12 protein-coding genes and 2 pseudogenes are annotated in these 19,338 nt (G+C 54.5%); 11 read left to right on the top strand and 3 right to left on the bottom strand.

The window, feature by feature from the left end:
- Together ATY75_RS34765 and ATY75_RS27185 are read right to left on the bottom strand one after the other, a co-directional pair.
- Positions 1 to 127 (bottom strand): annotated as a pseudogene (locus tag ATY75_RS34765) (IS5/IS1182 family transposase); the annotation flags it as partial.
- 2 nt (positions 128 to 129) lie between these two features.
- Positions 130 to 579: pseudogene (locus ATY75_RS27185) on the bottom strand (transposase); the annotation flags it as partial.
- Positions 580 to 977: 398 nt separating this feature from the next.
- Here ATY75_RS27185 and ATY75_RS27180 point away from each other — a divergent pair.
- Together ATY75_RS27180 and ATY75_RS27170 are read left to right on the top strand one after the other, a co-directional pair.
- Positions 978 to 2,987, top strand: a complete 2,010-nt coding sequence (locus ATY75_RS27180) for a methyl-accepting chemotaxis protein (protein WP_004673275.1) — start codon at positions 978 to 980, stop codon at positions 2,985 to 2,987.
- Positions 2,988 to 3,508: 521 nt separating this feature from the next.
- A complete protein-coding gene (locus tag ATY75_RS27170) occupies positions 3,509 to 3,694 on the top strand; it encodes a hypothetical protein (RefSeq protein WP_004673279.1) in 186 nt (61 codons plus the stop codon).
- A 70-nt stretch (positions 3,695 to 3,764) separates the two neighbouring features.
- Here ATY75_RS27170 and ATY75_RS27165 read toward each other — a convergent pair whose 3' ends face one another.
- On the bottom strand, positions 3,765 to 4,799 hold the full coding sequence (locus ATY75_RS27165; RefSeq protein ID WP_088939909.1) for an AraC family transcriptional regulator: 1,035 nt from the start codon (positions 4,797 to 4,799) through the stop codon (positions 3,765 to 3,767).
- A gap of 1,302 nt (positions 4,800 to 6,101) precedes the next feature.
- Here ATY75_RS27165 and ATY75_RS27160 point away from each other — a divergent pair.
- From ATY75_RS27160 to ATY75_RS27115, 9 genes are all read left to right on the top strand, one after another.
- Complete coding sequence (locus tag ATY75_RS27160; protein ID WP_010031458.1) at positions 6,102 to 6,743, top strand: SDR family oxidoreductase; 642 nt, start codon at positions 6,102 to 6,104, stop codon at positions 6,741 to 6,743.
- 211 nt (positions 6,744 to 6,954) lie between these two features.
- On the top strand, positions 6,955 to 9,468 hold the full coding sequence (locus ATY75_RS27155; protein WP_008534365.1) for a HAMP domain-containing methyl-accepting chemotaxis protein: 2,514 nt from the start codon (positions 6,955 to 6,957) through the stop codon (positions 9,466 to 9,468).
- A 184-nt stretch (positions 9,469 to 9,652) separates the two neighbouring features.
- Positions 9,653 to 10,852: an ABC transporter substrate-binding protein gene (locus ATY75_RS27150; protein WP_088939908.1), complete on the top strand. Its 1,200-nt coding sequence runs from the start codon at positions 9,653 to 9,655 to the stop codon at positions 10,850 to 10,852.
- A 431-nt stretch (positions 10,853 to 11,283) separates the two neighbouring features.
- Positions 11,284 to 13,842, top strand: coding sequence for an EAL domain-containing protein (locus ATY75_RS27145; RefSeq protein ID WP_088939907.1), 2,559 nt, complete (start codon positions 11,284 to 11,286; stop codon positions 13,840 to 13,842).
- Positions 13,843 to 14,182: 340 nt separating this feature from the next.
- A complete protein-coding gene (locus ATY75_RS27135; protein WP_237350508.1) occupies positions 14,183 to 15,079 on the top strand; it encodes an MBL fold metallo-hydrolase in 897 nt (298 codons plus the stop codon).
- Positions 15,080 to 15,091: 12 nt separating this feature from the next.
- Positions 15,092 to 16,219, top strand: a complete 1,128-nt coding sequence (locus tag ATY75_RS27130; RefSeq protein ID WP_004673287.1) for a zinc-dependent alcohol dehydrogenase family protein — start codon at positions 15,092 to 15,094, stop codon at positions 16,217 to 16,219.
- Positions 16,219 to 17,013: an N-acyl homoserine lactonase family protein gene (locus tag ATY75_RS27125; RefSeq protein ID WP_016737429.1), complete on the top strand. Its 795-nt coding sequence runs from the start codon at positions 16,219 to 16,221 to the stop codon at positions 17,011 to 17,013. The genes ATY75_RS27130 and ATY75_RS27125 overlap by 1 nt, the downstream gene beginning before the upstream one ends.
- Positions 17,014 to 17,133: 120 nt before the next feature.
- Positions 17,134 to 17,823 carry a GntR family transcriptional regulator gene (locus tag ATY75_RS27120; RefSeq protein WP_088939906.1) on the top strand — a complete coding sequence of 230 codons (690 nt, stop codon included), beginning with the start codon at positions 17,134 to 17,136 and terminating at the stop codon, positions 17,821 to 17,823.
- 129 nt (positions 17,824 to 17,952) lie between these two features.
- Positions 17,953 to 19,182, top strand: coding sequence for an alpha/beta hydrolase (locus ATY75_RS27115; protein WP_008534369.1), 1,230 nt, complete (start codon positions 17,953 to 17,955; stop codon positions 19,180 to 19,182).
- Positions 19,183 to 19,338 lie beyond the last annotated feature (156 nt).

Here is a 19,338-nt window from a genome sequence, read left to right as displayed (position 1 = left end):
TCCGCGAGTTCCTCATCGACACACAGTGCGATCCTGAAATAATCGACCGCATCATGGCCGATGAGATGAAACGCGGCCTATAGATTCCATCTCTCGACACCCGAAAATGCGTTCGCCGGACGCTTACCTTTCGTCGATGAAGATCAGTTTCTCCGGATCGAGGTCCAATTGACCATCGAACCAGGCGCGCCGGCGCTTCAGACGTCCGGTCGGTCCTGCTCCAGTGCGTGTGCGGTCTTTTTTAAAGGTCCACCCACGGCCTCGAAGCCAGGCGCCAAGTGCGCTGCGGCTGATCTTCACCTGCCGCTCGACGGACAAGCGCTCAACCATCTCATCGAGCGTCACATCCCTACGCTCGTTGATCAACGCGACAACGAATTCCTCGTGTGCATCCACTGCCGAAGGTCGTCTCCAGCTCTGTGGCAGAGCAGTTAACTCACCCTCTTTCGCTCTTGCAATCCAGCGGATCGCCGTCGAAATCCCAACTCCGAAACGGGCCGCAGCCTGTCGAGCCGACATGCCCGCCGCAGACGCTTTCAAAACCCGTATTCGAAGATCATCGCTCAGGGCTTGTCCCATCATCCACCTCTTCTCTGTGGAGTTGAATCAGCTTCGATGGACGCCGTCACATCACAATAGATTCATCGATCGCAGGACTTGCTCTAGGTCGCTCGTGGCGGGGCGAAACTCGGTTGCTGAAAACGATGATGCTCTTCGAACGGCGCCAAATGAAATTTTGCCGGCTGCATCCTCCTTGTAAGCGCGGACGATCCACTGGACGCCTGACTATCCTTAAAACGTCGTCTTTTTGCATTCGAGACGGGCAGGAAAGGCTTCATTAACCAACGCAACCAATAGGTATTCTCAGCTATGTCACAGACCCACAAGATTGATCTGCCGTTCGAATGAATGAAACGGCAATTGGAAGATTTGAGTAGACAAGTCGATCGTCCACCTCACCTAAAAGGTTTGCCTTTATGCCCAAGTCCATTAGACTCGCTTTATCTTTGATATTTGTTCTGCTCTCTCTTCTCGCGGCGGGCCAGGGCATCGTGAGTATCGTCAAGCTGCTGTCCATTAGGAGCAATATATCCGAAGTTGCCAGCAACTGGCTGCCATCGATCGATGTGATAAATCGGATCAATACGATCACCGGGGACTACCGCATCCTGCAGTTCAGGCTGGTGACAAACTCATCAGATTCGACGAGCCTTGCGCATAATATCACCACCTTCCGCCAGAAGATGGAGGATCTCGCGAATGCCCGTGGTGAATATGAGCCGATGGTGACATCCGGCGAGGAGCGTCAGGCCTATGACGCGTTCTCCGCTTTGTGGACGCAATATCAGGAGGATGGCGAGCGGATTGTTAAACTAATGCAGGCAGGCAAGAAGGATGAAGCATTCGCTCTTCTAACGAGTGACGCCACGACGAAACTGTATAATGATAGCGGAGCGCTCCTTGACCAGGATGTCGCAGTTAACAAGCGTGGTGGAGTCGCGGCCGTCGGAAATACGATGGGCGCCGTTTCATCGACGGTTTTGGTCACCATTCTTGCCATGGCGCTGGCAACTACGACGGGCATTATAGCCCTGCTTTACTGCATCCGGAAGATTACCGATCCGATCTCGCGGTTGACTACCACGATGGGCGTACTGGCAGATGGTAATCTCGACACTGAGGTTCCTTTCGCAATGCGCGCCGACGAAATCGGCAAGATGTCGAGAGCCGTTGAGGTATTCAAGCAAAACAGCATCAAGGCCCGCGATCTGAACGCGCAGGAGGCCGCGTTGCAGGCCAAGAGCGCCGACTTGCAGTCGAGCATTGCCGAGGTGGTGTCAGCCGCCGTAGCCGGTGACTTCACCCATCGCATCACCAAGAAATACGGCGATGCGGCTCTCGACCGTTTTGCAGGAAGCGTCAACGAACTGGTCACCTCTGTTGACCGGGGCATCGCCGAAACTCGCCGAGTTATCTCAGCGCTTGCCGATGGGGATCTGACGGAAAACATGTGCGGCGAGTTTCAGGGAGCCTTTGGTGAACTGAAGAGTAATGTCAACGCCACCATGGCAGCCCTTCGATCCGTATTAGGCGAGGTTCGCTCCGCCGTCGACACGATCAACGGCGGAGCCGGCGAGATGCGCATCGCCTCAGGCGACCTTTCAAAGCGCACGGAACAGCAAGCCGCGGCCCTGGAGGAGACCTCTTCGGCGCTTGAGGAAATCACGGTGGCGGTAAAAAGCTCGACAGAAAGAGCCACGGAAGCCAGCCATATGGTCGATGAGGCACGCAGAAGCACCGAGCAGTCGAGCGCGGTTGTCAAAGACGCGGTCGCCGCCATGGGCCGCATCGAGCAGGCCTCGGATGAAATCGGCCAGATCATTAACGTCATTGACGAGATCGCCTTCCAGACCAATCTTTTGGCCCTCAACGCCGGCGTCGAGGCGGCGCGTGCGGGTGACGCTGGAAAGGGTTTCGCCGTTGTGGCTCAGGAGGTGCGTGAACTGGCACAGCGCTCCGCCACTGCCGCCAAGGATATCAAGGCGCTGATCAACCGGTCCGGCGACGAGGTCAAAACTGGGGTCAGGCTGGTAACGGCCACAGGCGATGCCCTTGGTCTAATCCGAGGCCACGTGATCAAGGTGAACGAGCACGTTCATACGATCTCGACGGCGGCACGAGAGCAATCGACCGGGCTGGCGGAAGTCAGCACTGCGGTCAACCAGATGGATCAGACAACCCAGCAGAATGCGGCGATGGTGGAAGAATCGACGGCGGCCACCAACCGGTTGGCGGATGAGGCTTCCAATCTGGCGCGGCTTATTGCGCGCTTCAGGCTCGACGGTTCGACTTTTGTACGGCGTGTTGCCCACCAGAACGGTAAGCCGGCCGCCTCGCCAGCGCGTGCCCTCTCCCAGAAGCTTGCCGGCGCCTTCGGCGGACGTACTACAGCCGCTGTCGCGACTAAGGAATGGGAAGAGTTTTAATGAATCATGTCATAATTCATCGCAGGATATTATCGGTTTCCATCTGGCAGCCAGCAGTTCTGCATGAAGACGACGTTGATCCCGGAAATCCGGGGGTTAGCAGAGGCGACGCCGCTGCCCCTAACGCATGTTCTCGGTTCAGGGATCTGCCGGTTCTGTCATTCCGGTGATAGAACTTGCTGCCGAGATAACCAATCCCATCGGTCTAGCCACAGCGCCATTGTCGTCGTTGAGGTAGCAGATGGTATCATCGGCCCGGTCGTCGATCAGGTCTCTGGCATTCTATCGATCAACGGCGATCGGATCCAACCGGTTCGGACTTAGGCGCGACTTCGACCCAACCTTCAGCTACGGAATCACTCCGCTTGAACAAGGGATGGAATGCTTCCTTAGTTTTGAGCAAAGGTTTGGCACCAATCAGGACGCATCGCAGCTGCCTAGCAGACTTTTGCTTTTTCACCTTCCGCGACTGTCTTCCTTCAAGACGCGGAGTATTAACGAAATTCAACGAGAGTTCGAAGATGTCCAAAGTTATCGCAATCAATTTCGGGCAACAGGCTAAGACAGATACCCACTTAGAAAGCCACGAAGATGCACAGTCGCAGCGCCTGGAGCAAGAGCGGCTGCAAATGATCCAAATCACCAATCACCTTGAAGCACTGTACGCTCGGCTGCTGACCGTCTGTGGCGACAGACCGAAAAATTAAGGGCGCAGCGATGGTATAGCCCGGTGGAGCGCTGCGAACCACAGCGCCATCGCGAAGGGCTATTTCCGGGTCAGCTTTCGGGCGGAGAGGCCTGCGAAGCACACATAGATCGCCTATGCGGCAGAACATCGCTCATATGCACTGTTTTAGATGGCAGTTCGCCGTAACGTCTCTTGTACTCTGCAGCAAAACGGCCGAGGTGTGTGAAGCCCCACTTAAGCGCTATTTCCGAAACGCTGATTTTAGCGCCGTTTTGCAGCAGTTCCTGTCGAGCTGCGCACATACGCAAGTCTCGGAGGTGCATTGTGGGGCTGGTATTACGAAATTGTCGGAAGCCGTGCTGCAAAGTCCGCACGCTGACCTTGGCCGCAGCGGCGATATCGTTAAGGGAAATGGGTTGAGCCATATGCTCTTCCATAAACTCCATTGCCCGTTTCACGTGGCGAGGCGTGGGAGACGGAGCCGGACGACGAAGTTCATCGGTATAGCGATGCATACAGCTTTCGATCAAAAGGTACTCTATCGCGTCGAGGAGCGAGTTATAGGCCGACGGGCATTGTCGCAGAGCCCCCCCGGCACTGAGGCCGCGATGGGCAGACAGGGCTAGTTCTCGCATGAGCGTTCCCGCGCTCGATGCAAGATCAAGGGTCGGCTGAATTTGCAGATTTCCGCTGATCGTCCGATCGAGCATGCGAGAAAGCTTGTCACGCAAGGATTGCGTATCGATCGTCAATGACAGTTGAGATCTTATGCCATCTTGTCGGGCATTCAGCGGAGCATTTGCAACATGCGGCGACTCTACCTGTTGCCCAGACCAATGAAAGACTGCATTCCCGGACGCCGGCAGGAAGACCGTTACGACGTCAACTGGGGAATCTATCATGACCGAGCACGCCTCTCCATGATGGGCATCCGCAACGCCAAAACCATCAAGGGAAATTCGTCTGCAGCGAGAGTTAAGCGATCTACTGTCGTGTTGAGCAAGGTCAGAGGACGCCAGGGGCGATGATATCAAAGGCAAAAGACGTTCGGGATCGGAGCCCTCGATAAAGTTGTCTTTCACTAAGGTCCCTTCATCGGGCTTGCTGAACAAACTTTCGGTCATCCAATATAAACCTATCTATGAACACCAACTCGCACATGCCGGGACTAGTTTTCCAAACCTTCAAAGCTCGAGACCGGATGGCGTGCGAGCGATTTTGATCGCGTACATGACCGATTCGGACCTTTGTGGAGGCCGGTTGAATCTCTCATTCCCTAGGCTTTCGTCATGGCGGATCATCACCAGCACCGACATCCACGTTCTCCCGCTCGAGATGGCCTCCTAGTTTTTCAGCGCTGCAGTTGGGAAGCCTCTAATGATGCGATGACTGGCTTCCACACGCCTCAAACAGATTGACAGATTGTCTGATATACGTTAATGCTATTCCTGATCAAAGGCAAGGCAGCATCAGGGAAATCTGCCACGGTTCTAGTGGAGTTCCCGCACGGCAAATCAATCTAAAGATGCCTCCCAAGGCGAGGGGTGACGGGCTGCTTTCGATCGCAGCCCGTCACGGGAAGGGTGGGAGTGCTATGAGTGGGAGAGAACCTACGCCAACCGACCTTGGAGGCCGTTGAGTCGACACGGAGAAAAATGATTGTGCTGTAGGATGGCCCCACGATTTCGCCACACGCTGGCCCTCTTAACCTGCGCATCAGCATACTTCGGTTATGACGTATAAGAGAGCACGCTCCAGGCTCAACACTCGGAGACGCAAAGACGTCGACGAGTTCTTTTGGCCTACTAAGCGAGGCGGTCGCGGCAAATATCAATGCGTAAGCCGCGCCTCGTCGCATTGGGTTGACTTTGCGCTCTTCTTAGCGGGTACGGACTCCGGGCGTCTGATTGGGCAAAAGAAGAGCTTAAGGACGAAACCTGATGATGGTCAAACAGCTTGTGCTGCCATAGGCGTGCTGTTGTCTGTGCCGCGCGAACGCGAAAAGCGCGATCAAATCGGAACGTGGCGGCGAGAGAAGACTAACAGGAAAGACCACATCAAACTCAACCGGGTGTCGGAATACCGATGCTTACGGCATTGCGGGCATGAGGCCTCAAAATGACGCCGGTCTCGACATGTGTCCGCCGAAAATCGCAAAAAGGAATTGACAGATTGTCGGACAAAAATTTTACTATATCGCCCGCGCATTGCTTGTTCGCGGGAGACGCAGCGACGGACCGGGAGTTATAAGTGCTAAACTTGGCCAAAAATGCACAAATTGTCGACCTTCTTAATCTGCCGGAAGCGGCGACCGGCGCGTGATACAAGCGTCTCTGACTCACAAGGCGTGTCATACTCCATCGACCGAGGTACTGGTTGAACGTGACAGTGACGCCAACATTTCTCCTGGGGAAAAAGTCTGTGTCTTGATAGGCGCGTCAAATCCTGTTGGTCTTTGTTTGGCGCGCTCATTTATAGAAAAAGGCTATCGGGTCGCCGTAGGCGACGCCAATCCCGCCGACTTCGCCTCCCTGGCTGAAGGCCAGGGAAACAATTTTTTACCGGTCAAAGTCAACCCGAACAGAGACGTTTACGTCAACTCAATGGCTGACCAAGTGTATTTGCGCTGGAGACGGGTCGACGTTCTGGTGAACATAGTTTTCCGCAGAAATGAAACAACCCAAACTGTAACGGGATCGCTATCCAGCGCGAATCTGGGGCTTGATGCCGTATCCAATCTAATCAGAGTTACAGGTGCCTTTAGCTCTCGACTTCAGGGCGCGGAGCTTGCCGTAGTGGACGTCGCATGGTTCGAAGAGACGACCTCGCTGGAAGCAGAAGCCGTCCTTCAAGCGGCGTTGCGCACTACTACCTCCGCAATTGCTAGGCAATATTTCGGTTCCGGGCTGAGGATAAATGCTGTACACGCCAGCGATGTGAACTCTACGTCTTCAAGCGAAAATGACGTGCTTCGAACAGTGATCCACGCCGTGCAATTCCTGGCGAATTCGGAACTGTCCGGAAAGCTGACAGGGAACGTGCTGGAGATCGATCCTCGGTGCAGATAGATCCACTCCCACGTTCTGATCCGGCAAATCTGCAGGTATTAACCTTCCGTTAAGTTTCTTGAAAGACGCAATGGGTAAGAGGTCAAATCCTAACAACACGTAAAAAAGTTTCGATTGTTTTAGTGAAACTCTTATCCATGTTCGTTCAGGCTCAAACATTACTATTCCAAAAGCGAGGCCCCAGCACCGTTTGAGCCCTTTGGAGGTAAGTATGTTCGTCGATCGCCTGTTGTCCACCTTTACCATAAGAGCAAAGGTGTTATTGGTACTTGTACCCTTGATCCTGATATTGGCGGCAGTTGGTGGGGTCGGCTTAAAAGCAACTGGCTTGCTTCAGTCTCGTCTTCGGCTTTCAAATGAGGTTCTTCAGACCTTGAGCGGGTTTCGAAGTGTCGCGGAAAGCATGAACCGCTTTTTGGCGCAAAGCTCAACGGAGTACCGAGATGAGGCGCTGACAAGTTTAAACGGGCAGAGCGCAACCATGCAGTCGCTCCAGGAAGCGGCGGCAGGTAGCGGGAGCGAAACTGGTGCGCTCGAAAACAGTGTATCGGCAATGTCCGTTATCTCGGGCAGCATCGGCCGCATGTGGTCTTTGCATAATGACGAGGAATCCGTTCGCAGCGACATTGTTTCCAACTTGTCGAAGATCAAGGAGGTCGGAGGCGCCCTTAAATTGGCTGCGGTTGATGTGCGCTCACAAGTACGCAATCAGGAGAACTCCGGGAAAACCATGCTCCGGGAGGCTACCCGCTCACTCGATACGGCATCAGTTATGCAACACATGGCGGAAGACTTGGTGAGCTTGCCGGACGGAGCGAAGCAGCCTCCGACTGTCGCCCAGCAAGGGCTTGTGATCAAAAAGTCGCTAAAAACAGTTAAGCGGGTAGTCTCGACTGCTGACGAGCAGGCCGTTACTAAAATTGAGAGGACTATCGCCAAGCTAATCGCCAACCCCGAATTTGTCGACCCTTCCACACGGCTTGCCGGCTCTGACCTACAGAGCTTTGCGACGAACCTGCGAGTGGATGCGATCCAGCACATGATTGAAGGAACAAATGCGATCCGGGCGTTGGATAAAGCGTTGACGGATTCCGAAATGCTTGTTGCGACGGCGACAACGATCGGCCAGGACGCCGATTCGATCGAAATCGAAATCAATAACCTGTTCCGTACAGCCAACGCAGAGAATCAGCAGCGCCTCGTTGAGCAACTTACAAAATTGGCGCGTGACACCGTGGCAGTTGGAGGCGTTGCCAGCTCGATATCTGGCTTCGATAAAATGCAGGAAGATCTATTCGCCCAGGTGGATTCTATCCAAGAGAACACAGAGAAGCTGGTCAAGATAGCGGAAGCCCGCCAAGCGCAATATTCTGAGGCGGACAAAACCGGCCAGGAGATCTGGAAAAACCTCGTAACCTTTGCAGCAACTCAGGAAAACGATGCTCGCAATGAAAGCAATCTTGCCCGCTTGCTGTCAACTATCGCCACAGTGTCCGGCGTCTTGGTAGCCTTGGCGGCTGGCGCCGGCCTGATGGCGACACTTCGCGCCCCGATCGAACGGATCGCGAAGCGCATGCAAGAGCTGGCAAAGGGCGATCTTCGATCGCAGATTGTCGGACGTGACCGGAGAGACGAAATAGGTGAAATGGCTCGCGCACTCGAGGTTTTCCGTGAAAATGCTGTCTCGAAGATGGACATCGAGACACGAACGGAAGCCGATAGGAAAACCGTTGAACAGGAGCGGATGGATCGTGAACGCGAACGCGCTCAGATGGAGGAGGAGGTCGCAACTGCCGTCACCATTCTAGGAGAGGCGTTATCTCGATTGGCGCGTGGCGACATCTCTCAAGAAATTGACCGCCAATTCCATCCCAATCTTGAGCCGCTGAGGCGCGATTTCAATCACTCGCTTTCGATCCTGAGAGAGACAGTGTCTCATATCGACGAGAATACCAATCAAATTCAATGGGGAACCAGCGAGCTTTTCAAAGCCTCAGATGATCTGTCGCGGCGAACTGAATTGCAAGCCGCCTCACTGGAGGAGGCTGCGGCCGCCGTCGAACAGGTGACGGTCACGGTCAGAAAATCATCCGAGAATGCCTATGAAACCCAGGCTTTCGTGTCCGTTGTTAAAGAACACGCCGAGGGTGCGGCAACCATTGTGACCGATGCGATCAACGCAATGGGCAGAATAGAAGACGCGTCCCACAAGATCGGCCAAATCATTGGTTTGATCGATACGATTGCGTTCCAGACAAATCTTTTGGCACTAAATGCTGGTGTCGAGGCGGCTCGTGCTGGAGATGCCGGAAAGGGTTTTGCAGTCGTAGCCCAGGAAGTGCGCGAACTTGCCCAGAAATCATCAGCTGCAGCCCGCGAGATTCGCCACCTGATTTCGGAATCCTCTTCGGAGGTGGCGATCGGCTCAGATTACGTGGGGAAAGCAGGTGAGGCGTTACACAACATAACGGCGTCGATCTTGAAGATTTCCGATCGGATTGATCAAATCGTCAATTCGAGCCGCGAGCAAGCGGCGTCCCTCGCCGAGATCAACAATAACGTCAATGTACTTGACCAGGGAACACAACAAAACGCTGCCATGGCCGAGCAGACAAATGCCGCGGCAAAGACTCTCTCGGATCAGACTAACGAACTCAGCGAGCGGCTCGCTTCATTCAAATTGACCGAAGATAAGTCGACGCGTCGGGTTAGGTTAGTGGCGTAAGCTGCGCATCGAACGAGACTGCCACGCGTCGGATGGCCACTGTGATAGCGGCGTTCTACTGAAGGGAAATCCGCTTACGGAAGCGAAATCCGGCCTTAGGCTCTTGGTCTCCCTTTCGCCGCCCGTCTGACTGTAAAAAACCCACCTAGAGCCGATCAACCTTCAAGAGATCAACTGCTTTGCAATGCTCAGAGACACGAGAGGTATCAAATCCGTGCGCATACGTGAAATTACAAGAGCCATTATTCTAATCACCGGCTTGGTGATCCCTTCTGTAGCGGCCGCCGGTGGCCTTACGGAATTGCCGCGGGAGGAACGAAAAACCTACGAGTTGCTCGATCCAAAGTTGCCTACAGGTGAATCTGTCTTCCGCACGTTTAAGGCACAGCGAGCACCGCCGTGGAAAATTGGGTACGCATCGACATATGCTGACAATTCTTGGCGTGCGAGTATTCTTGATGAGTTCACAAACAAGATTGTTCCAGCTTTCAAGAAAGCGGGGCTGGTCTCCGAGTTCATCGTCACCCAGTCAAATCTTGAAGACGCTGTCCAGATCAGGCAGATGCGGCAGATGGTAGACGACGGCGTTGATGCAATTATTATCTGCTGTTCGAACCTCACGGCGCTTAATCCTACGATAGAGTATGCGTATTCAAAAGGAGTGCCTGTGTTCTCGTACTCTGGTTACGTAACATCGCCGTTCGCCGTCAACGCAACTGAGAACAACATGCAAGGCGGGTTTGAGGCGGCGAAGTGGCTCGCTGAAGAAATCGAAGGAAGTGGCAATGTGCTTCTCGTTTCGGGGATCTCCGGCTTTGCCTCCTCGGACAGCTTTGACGTCGGCGCAAAGAAGGCTCTGGAGTATTATCCCGAGATAAAGATCGTAGGTCATGTCGACGGGAAGTGGACAGACAAGGTCGCGCAGGCCGAGGTGCAAAAATTCCTTGCAGCGAATCCCGGTCGAATTGATGGTATTATCGTTCAGTCGGGAGCTGAGAATGGTGTTATCAACGCGGTGCGCCAGTCCGGGCGCGACATGATCCCAATCGTTCTAGGGGGCGAAGCTTCGGCAGCCTGTTACTGGCGACGGAACCCCGACTTCGTAAGCAAGAGTTTTCATTTCTGGCCGCCGCGCTCTGAGGCGGGTTTCGTATGGGACGTAATGATGCGAACTCTTGAGGGACAGGGCCCCAAAATTCAGACAATCCTGCGGCCAGCAATTCCCAGTACCATAGAGGATGTAATGGCGGATTTGCCAGCTGATTGCGATCCTAACTCTGAGGATTGGATCGAGCCGAAGAATAGAGCTTGGTGGTCTGCCAGCGCTGCTGCTAAATATTTCGATAACCCAGCGGATCCGCTCTCCTGGAAGCCGGCCGATTGAAGATCGCATGCGGGGTCTGTGTGGAATGCGGTGCCTTCATGATCGGCTCTCGTGCAAGGTAGGCTGCGCTAAGGAATGACAGTTCAAATTGGGAAATGCCCGGGTCGCCTCAGGAGACATGAGCCAAGCGATCCGGTTCCAACGAACATATTTGCTCCGCGGTAGCATTCTTCCTCCGGCCCTCCTCTCGCAAACGGGACAACATACTCATTGCGCCAATCAATCTACGTGCTGCCGCGAAGGTTGTTGCTTCGAATGTGAAAGCAAAGTTCATTTCCGACCGCACTATCCGGCTCAGGCCGACGCGCGGTTCGAGGCCTTACTGACATATCTGCATCAATTTGTTGCTCGAATGATTTGGGTGGCGTTCCCGGAATTCCTGATCGGATGGATGATGCATCCTGTCTTGGCCCTCGGTAAGGAGCTTCACGATGAATTCGACTTTACAACCGCTTTGGCAACGCTCCTTTTTTCAGAAAAGGCGCAATCGCCGGAGAGACGAAGCGCTGCATCATGATACCTCAGCCGACCGAGGAGCGCTGCTTGAAGCATTGATCGGCGTGTTGCCCCTCCCAATTTTCTTCAAAGATCTGCACGGTCGCTATGTCGGTTGCAACAAGGTTTTCGAAGATCTCCTCGGTCGCTCGCGCGACGAGATCATCGGGAATACAGATTTTGATCTCAGTTCAACGCAACTGGCGGAAATTTATTCTATTGAAGAGAAAGGCCTTCTTGAAAGGGGTGGAGCCCAAGTCTCCGAGCGTAAGATCGCTCTCGCAAACGGCGCCATCCTGGATGTTGTCTGCAACAAGGCAGTTTTCAGAGGTCACGACGACGAGCCCGCGGGTCTGATTGGCGTTATCATCGACATAACCGAACACAAGTTGGCGGAGCAGGAACTCAAAAACGCTCTCGAACTAGCCCAAGGGATCGTCACCGCTATTCCAGACGTTCTGTTTGAGGTCGACGAGGATGGGCGATATCTTCAGGTCTGGACCAGAAATCCCGAACTACTAGCCCAGCAGCGGGAAATGCTACTGGGTAGGACGGTCGACCAAGTTCTTGCGCCTGATCAAGCGGCTATTGCAATGGAGGCGCTTCGAACTGCAAGCAGTGAAGGAGTTGCCTACGGTCGATGCATTAGCGTATCCTTGCCAAACGGCGAGACCCGATGGTTCGAGTTGTCGGTGGCTAGACGACCAAGCGCCGATCCTGACGCCGCCACCACGCTCCTGGCATTTTCGCGTGATGTCACGGAACGAAGGCAGGCGGAAGACGCCATCAACTCCGTGCGGACGCAATTGCTAAGTGTGCTGCAAACCATTCCTGACATGGTTTGGGTAAAGAATGTCGATGGCGTACACCTTTTGTGCAATCATGCATTTGAGCGGCTGACCGGGAAATCAGAGGCGGAGGTCGTTGGAAAAACGGACCTTGAATTGTTCGGGGCTGAGAGAGCTCACATTTCCGGAAAATCTGATGAGGCCACGATCGAAGCCGGTGGCATACTTATCGACGAGAATTGGGTGGTTTCCCCGGAGAACGGTCAGTCCATTCTTCTCGAAACACGTAAACTTGCGGTCCTCGGCGCCGGGGGAGAGGTTACAGGAGTCCTCGGGGTCTCTCGCGATGTCACGGAACTGAACGCCTCGCGGGAAAAAATCAGGCAAATGGCCTTTTACGATCCGGTGACTTCTTTGCCGAACCGCTTGCTGTTTAACGAGCGATTGCAAAAGGTCGTCAGTGACGCGTCGTCTCAACGTCGGCGGACAGGGGTAATGCTGATTGACATCGACCATTTCAAAGTCGTGAACGATACGATGGGTCACCCTGTGGGTGATCAACTACTCTGCCAGGTCGCTACCCGGCTTAAGAAATCTGTCCGCGATCTCGACACGGTTGCGCGTCTCGGCGGCGACGAGTTCGCGATTCTGTTGCCGGAAATCCAGACAACCGACGATCTCGATTGGGTTGCGTGCTCGATCCTCGAGAGATTCAAGGAATCTTTCCTATTGGATGGCAAGGAAGTCTACGTGTCATGCAGTGTAGGCATCGCGATCTCGCCCGACGACAGCACAGATGTCAACGATCTGGTGAAATACGCCGACTCTGCGATGTATCTTGCCAAACGCTCGGGGAGAAACAGTTTTCGCTTTTATTCGAAGGATTTGACTGTGGGCGTGGAGGAGCGCATGCAGTTGGAATCTGAATTGCGCCGCGCTATCGAGCGCGAAGAATTGGAGCTGCACTACCAGCCCAAGGTGCTTCTGGACAGCGGCGTTATGATAGGATCGGAAGCGTTGTTGAGATGGCCTCATCCCGAGATGGGCATGATTCCGCCGGTTCGATTCATTCCGGTCGCTGAGGATACCGGGCTGATCGTTGAACTCGGGCGATGGGTGCTGCGTGAAGCGTGCAAGACGGCGAAGGAGCTGAACGCCGATTGCCACCACCTGCACAAGATTGCAGTCAACCTTTCGGGTAAGCAATTCCAATGCTCACGGTTGGTAAACGAGATCGCTGCAATCCTCGGTAAAACCGGTTGCCGCGCGGAATGGATCGAAATCGAAATCACGGAGAGTCTGCTTCTCGATCGGAAGGGCGAGACCCTGCAGACGCTTCTTAAGCTGCGTCAAATGGGATTTTCGATTGCTATCGATGATTTTGGCACCGGTTACTCGGCGCTCAACTATCTAGCCCGCTTCCCGATCGACACGCTGAAGATCGATCGGTCATTCATAAATAGCTCGGACAAAAGGAACGAAGAATTGGTCAAAGCGATTCTGTCCATTGCACAATGTCTTGGACAGGACGTGGTAGCGGAAGGTGTTGAGACCGCCGAGCAGGCAGCATTTCTCGCAGCGAACGGATGCGGTTCGGCGCAAGGCTTCTTTTACAGCAAGGCCCTGCCGAAGATGGAATTGATCGCTCTTTGGGTGCGCGCGTCCGCCACCGGCTTCGTTTCAGATCGTTACGCCGCTTCGCGATGATGAGCGCGAATATGGGAAAAAGTCACCTGTCTGATGGACGGTGATGCGGTGCGCGCTGTGAGACAACTCAACTTGAGCCTCGTCAATCTCTGAATGTCTGCGGTTTTTCGCGGAACAGGGGGCAACGCTGGGTCAACGACCATGCGTTGTGCGGCCCCGCGAGCCGCATTCTCGAATGCTCTGCTCCTACTGCGCGGCATTCGGTAGGCCGGGGAAAACGCGGTACACCGGCTCCTAAAGCAAGGCAGTCGCTCTCGATATGGCTTTCTTCAAAAATATTTGACAGATTATCATACAATCTGCCAAAAATGTAGCCAAGCACCTGATGGGAGGAAAATCAGTGTCTCTTAGTATGCATCACCTGGCCAAGCTTCCGTATTTTTATCCGTTCGAATTTGGCGATGGAAAAATCACGGTACTGTCCGACGGGCCGTTAGAGCTAGGAGATCCTCGCCTGAACTTCTTGGGGGTAGAGCCACGCACGGTCAGCCTGATGCTAGAGGACAATTTCCTGCCAACGAACAAAGTTGTACTCGAGCAAAACGTGCCGCTTGTTGAGATAAATGGAAGAACAATTCTATTTGATACCGGGATGGGGTCTTCCAAAGCTTTCGGGCCCACCACAGGTCGGCTCCTAGCCAGCCTGAGAGAGGCAGGTCGAGATCCGACGGAGATCGATGCGGTGGTTCTGTCGCACGCCCATATCGATCATATCGGCGGTCTGTGCGATGCCAATGGAAGGTTAAATTTCCCGAACGCCGACATCTTCATCAGTGAGCGAGACTTCACGGACTGGACGGACGGGTCGTCGATCGATTCTTCATTTCAATTTCAAATCGATAACGCTCGGCGAAACCTGCTTCCCCACAAGGATCGGACCTTCTTTTTCAAAGACGGCGAGGAGTTCTTGCCGGGCGTTCACGCGATTTCGGCCCCCGGCCACACGCTCGGTCATCATTGTTTTATGCTGCAGTCGGGAAACGATCGCCTCTGTTTTCTCGGCGACCTTACGCACCATCATATCCTGTTGATGGAGAGGCCGATGATGGAATTCCGATACGACACGGACCCGAAGCTGTCAGCTAGATCCCGCACGCGCGTGCTTGATATGCTGGCGACAGATCGCATTGCGGTAATGTCCTATCACTTCGCATGGCCAGGTGCCGGGCATGTGGTGCGAAACGGAGACGGATTCCGCTATATCCCCTCTCCAATGCAGTTGCTTGCACATCGATAAGGAATTTCAAAGATGCAGATGCGTTCGGTAATCCTCAGGGAGTCGGGTCTGCCGAAGCCCTATTCAAATTCGAAACCTCTTAAGATTGAGCTTGTGGAACTGACGCCGCCTGGCCCCATGGAGGTGTTGGTCAAGATCAAGGCTGCCGGTGTCTGCCACTCTGACCTGTCCGCAATCAATGGGGACAGACCGCGTCCGCTTCCAGTCGCTCTAGGCCATGAGGCATCTGGCGTCGTCGCAGCAATCGGACCGAGTGTCGAGAAGGTTGAGGTTGGTGACCATGTAGTCATGTCATTTCTGCCGGTTTGTGGCCATTGCTCATATTGCGCTGAAGGCCGCGCCAGCCTCTGCGAACCGGGCTACCAGGCCAATGCTGCAGGAACGCTTCTATCCGGCGGCAAGCACATCCGTTTGAGAGGATACGAAATTAACCACCATAGCGGCGTTTCTGCGTTTTCCGAATATGCTGTCGTGTCGGCGAGCTCGGTAGTCAAAGTGACCAAAGATATCGATTTGGCGACAGCTGCTCTCTTCGGATGTGCCGTTATGACCGGCGTTGGAGCTGTGATGAACACGTGTGGGGTCCGCCCAGGCCGTAGTGTGGCGGTAATCGGGCTCGGCGGCGTAGGCCTTTCAGCGATACTTGGCGCTGTTGCGAGCGGTGCAAGCGATATCGTGGCGATCGACCTAATCCAAGCGAAGCTGGATCTTGCCAAGGAGCTGGGAGCGACGAAGACTTTTTTGGCCACCTCGCCGAATATTGTTGCCCAAGTAAAAGGCGCGACAAGCGGCGGGGTAGACTACGCGATAGAGATGGCTGGATCCAAAAAGGCATTCGAGCTTGCATATGAGATTACCCGGCGCGGAGGGATGACCGCTACGGCCGGACTGGCCAGCGCAAATTCCCGTTTCGAGGTTTCGCCCTTGCCGTTGGTCGGAGAGGAGAGAACGATCAAGGGCAGCTATATGGGTTCCTGCGTGCCATCGCGCGACATACCCCGCTATATCGACCTTTACCTCAAAGGTAAGCTACCAGTGGACAAATTGCTGTCGAGCACTGGCCCCCTTGATGAGATCAATGAGGTTTTCGACCGTCTTGACAGGGCCGAGATCAATCGACACCTAGTCTTGATGGACTGATGGCGGGGAGAATTCTCTTGAACGAGTGGACAGTGCTCGCCATCCATTACGGCACCGCGCAAAGACCAGTAAGTGACCTGATACTAGAGACGGATGACATTCATGATCGTCCATCACAAATCGACTACTTCGTGTGGCTGATCCGTCTCGAGGACCGATTGATTCTTGTCGACACTGGTTTCGAAGCCGGAGAGGGCGCGGCCAGAGGGCGGACCCTCTTGATCCATCCGGTGGCAGCACTGAGCAGCCTTGGCATCAAATCCAGCGAAATTACTGATGTCGTTGTGACACACCTGCACTACGATCACGCCGGAAACCTCCCGGCCTTTCCTAACGCCACTTTTCACATTCAGGATCGGGAGATGGCGTATGGAACGGGGCGGTGTATGTGCCATGAGCGAATGCGTCGGCCTTTTGCTACAGAAGGTGTCGTCGACGCGGTCCGGCTCGTTTTTCAGTCACGGGTACGGTTCCATGATGGGGATGGGGAAATTGTTCCTGGATGCAGGGTGCATCTGGTTGGCGGTCACTCGAAAGGTTTGCAAGTTGTTACGGTGGCAACAGGCGGCGCTTTGCTGGTTATCGCTTCCGACGCGCTTCATTTCCAGCACTATCTTGAAAATGACGGCGCGTTTCCCCTGTTTGCAGATTACCTAGAGGTAATCGAGGGTTACAACAAGCTCCGCGTCCTTGCCGGAGCAAACGGACTCATTATTCCGGGTCATGACCCTGAGGTGCTACAGAAATTTTCTCCCCTTGCGCCAGACCTCCAGTTCGCTAGAGTTCTCCTGTGACCCACAATAAACCGATTGAAATTTTTTGCTGTTTGCAGACAATCGGGTTGTCCTACGAAACGCTCCGGCAGTATATTGATTCTGTGCGTCACTAGAAATTTCATCGAAGGTTTGTTGTGAATGGGAACGATCGACCTCCAGATTACACGTCAAAACGCCTCTCTTCGAATCCTTGTTGAGGATAAGCTCCGGCAGGCTATTTCAAGTGGCCGTTTCAAGCCCGGGCAGCGGCTGGTGGAGCGCGAGTTGTGCGAACTCATCGGGGTTGGCCGAACTTCAGTTCGCGAGGCGCTACGCCAGTTAGAAGCTGAAGGGCTTATTACTAGCTATCCGCATCGGGGGCCGGTTGTCAGCACTATCAGCTACGAGGAGGCTAGGCAGCTTTATAGTGTACGCGCGCTGCTTGAAAGCTTTGCCGGCCAGGAGTTCGCCGAGAACGGTTCGAATGAAGAGATCGTTGCTCTCCTCGAGACCGTGGAAGCGTTCGAAGCCGCAGCCAAGAGCGGTTCCGGATCGCGGATCATCGAAGCCAAGACCGCTTTTTACGATTGTTTGATGACCGGCAGCAAGAACGTGTTTGTGAAGCAAATGCTCACGTCGTTGCACAACCGGGTCACATTGTTGCGGATGACATCGATGACCCAGCCAGGGCGGCTGCAGAACAGCGTTTTCGAGATAAGAGAGATTGCGGCCGCTATTGCGTTGCGTGATGGCGACAGGGCAGCCGCGCTTTGCAAGCGCCATATCGAAATCGCGGCTAAGGTGGCGTTGGACTACTTGAGCAAGAACCCCGTCGAAACCTCCGAGTAGTTCCACAAAACGAAGTTCAGGCGACGGCTACGGTTGACAGATTGTCTGAAAATCTGCTTACCTCTCTTATGGGAGGTGAGTCACAGGAAGTGCGGCTTCCCAACAACATCATTTTGTTAGGGAGGACGTATGGGCGCCCATGCCGAGCTGATTAAACGCGTAACCCTGGCGATCGAAGATCCGGAGCTACCGCGACTGACCCCAGGTCTTACAACACGGATCTCGTTGCAAGTTGGACCAGAAAAGTCATCACTTGCTGTGGGAGGCGGGATAGTCGCACTGGACGGCGCGGACGAAAATGCTGACGTCATACTGAGTGCCCCAGAAGGAGCTTGGGAAAAGGTTATGCAGGTGCCGCCGCCGGCAACCTACCATTCGTTCACCGCCTTTCAACTCGCTAACCCTGAGTTCACGTTATCTGGTTCGCCCGTAGCAATCGCTCAAGCGCGTCCCGCTCTGGAGCGACTGTTCGAGATCGTCGTAGCGTCTCCGCCCCTAGTTGCGCCGAAGGTCGATCGAAATATTGAACAGGTCACCGGACGCTATAAGCGGGTAGAGGTCGGCGGCGTAGAACACGATATCTTTTACGAGGAAGCCGGTGCAGGAACTCCTATCCTTTTCCTCCATACGGCTGGCGCAGACGGCCGTCAGTTTCTACCGCAACTCTCCGACACTGGGTTTGCGCGTACGAACCGATTGATCTCAGTTGATCTGCCGTTTCACGGACGTTCGATGCCTCCTTTAACTTGGGACGGCTCGCCCTATCAACTCACAACGGATCTCTACCTGACCTGGTGCACGGCGATACTCGACCAGCTCGTCGGAGACAGAGCTATCGTCGTTGGAGGATCTATGGGCGCGGCGATGTGCATGGTGCTGGCGGCGGAGCGACCGGAACGTCTAATGGGTGTAATTGCGGTCGAGCCGCCGTTGAAGTCAAAGGGCCGTCGCAACCCCTTTCAACACAACGTCAACGTTCATGGGTCGCTTCATAACTCAGCCTATGTCCGCGGAATCATGAGCCCGCTCAGCCCGCAAGAAGAGCGACGCCGCGCCAGTTGGATCTACTCGCAGGGTGCTCCTGGAGTTTATCCCGGCGATCTTTCGTTCTACAGCGACGAGTTCGACGGTGCCGTCGTCGGTCCGAAGATTGATGCCAAGCGAACACCGACCGTTCTTCTCTCCGGGACCTATGACTACTCTGCGACGCCTGCAGACGGAGCAGCGCTAGCGGCCCTCATTCCTGGCAGCCGTCATGTCGTTATGGAGGGGCTTGGGCACTTTCCGATGTGCGAAAATCCTGACTATTTCCGGAGCTTCTTGCAAGACGCTATTCGGTTCGTCGAAGATAACGGCTGATCACAAAGCAACCGCGTTGGCCATTTACCGATCGTGTCCCAGTACGTGGCGTAGGTGACGGTAGGGAGTAAAGCCGAGCGCCCGCGCGCTTCTCGCTGCGCTGTAGCGGGTGATCGGCTTTGCGGGCGGCCATCAGTGTTTTCCGCTAGGGTCGGG

This window comes from Rhizobium sp. N122 (assembly GCF_002211295.1).
In the GTDB taxonomy this organism is placed as follows: domain Bacteria; phylum Pseudomonadota; class Alphaproteobacteria; order Rhizobiales; family Rhizobiaceae; genus Rhizobium.
This window is presented reverse-complemented; position numbering and strand designations above follow the sequence as displayed.

Bases quoted from the DNA above. Each gene is read 5' to 3' on its own strand.
- ATY75_RS27180 (WP_004673275.1), top strand. From the start codon at position 978: ATGCCCAAGTCCATTAGACTCGCTTTATCTTTGATATTTGTTCTGCTC.
- ATY75_RS27170 (WP_004673279.1), top strand. From the start codon at position 3,509: ATGTCCAAAGTTATCGCAATCAATTTCGGGCAACAGGCTAAGACAGAT.
- ATY75_RS27165 (WP_088939909.1), bottom strand. From the start codon at position 4,799: ATGACCGAAAGTTTGTTCAGCAAGCCCGATGAAGGGACCTTAGTGAAA.
- ATY75_RS27155 (WP_008534365.1), top strand. From the start codon at position 6,955: ATGTTCGTCGATCGCCTGTTGTCCACCTTTACCATAAGAGCAAAGGTG.
- ATY75_RS27150 (WP_088939908.1), top strand. From the start codon at position 9,653: ATGCTCAGAGACACGAGAGGTATCAAATCCGTGCGCATACGTGAAATT.
- ATY75_RS27145 (WP_088939907.1), top strand. From the start codon at position 11,284: ATGAATTCGACTTTACAACCGCTTTGGCAACGCTCCTTTTTTCAGAAA.
- ATY75_RS27130 (WP_004673287.1), top strand. From the start codon at position 15,092: ATGCAGATGCGTTCGGTAATCCTCAGGGAGTCGGGTCTGCCGAAGCCC.
- ATY75_RS27125 (WP_016737429.1), top strand. From the start codon at position 16,219: ATGGCGGGGAGAATTCTCTTGAACGAGTGGACAGTGCTCGCCATCCAT.
- ATY75_RS27120 (WP_088939906.1), top strand. From the start codon at position 17,134: ATGGGAACGATCGACCTCCAGATTACACGTCAAAACGCCTCTCTTCGA.
- ATY75_RS27115 (WP_008534369.1), top strand. From the start codon at position 17,953: ATGGGCGCCCATGCCGAGCTGATTAAACGCGTAACCCTGGCGATCGAA.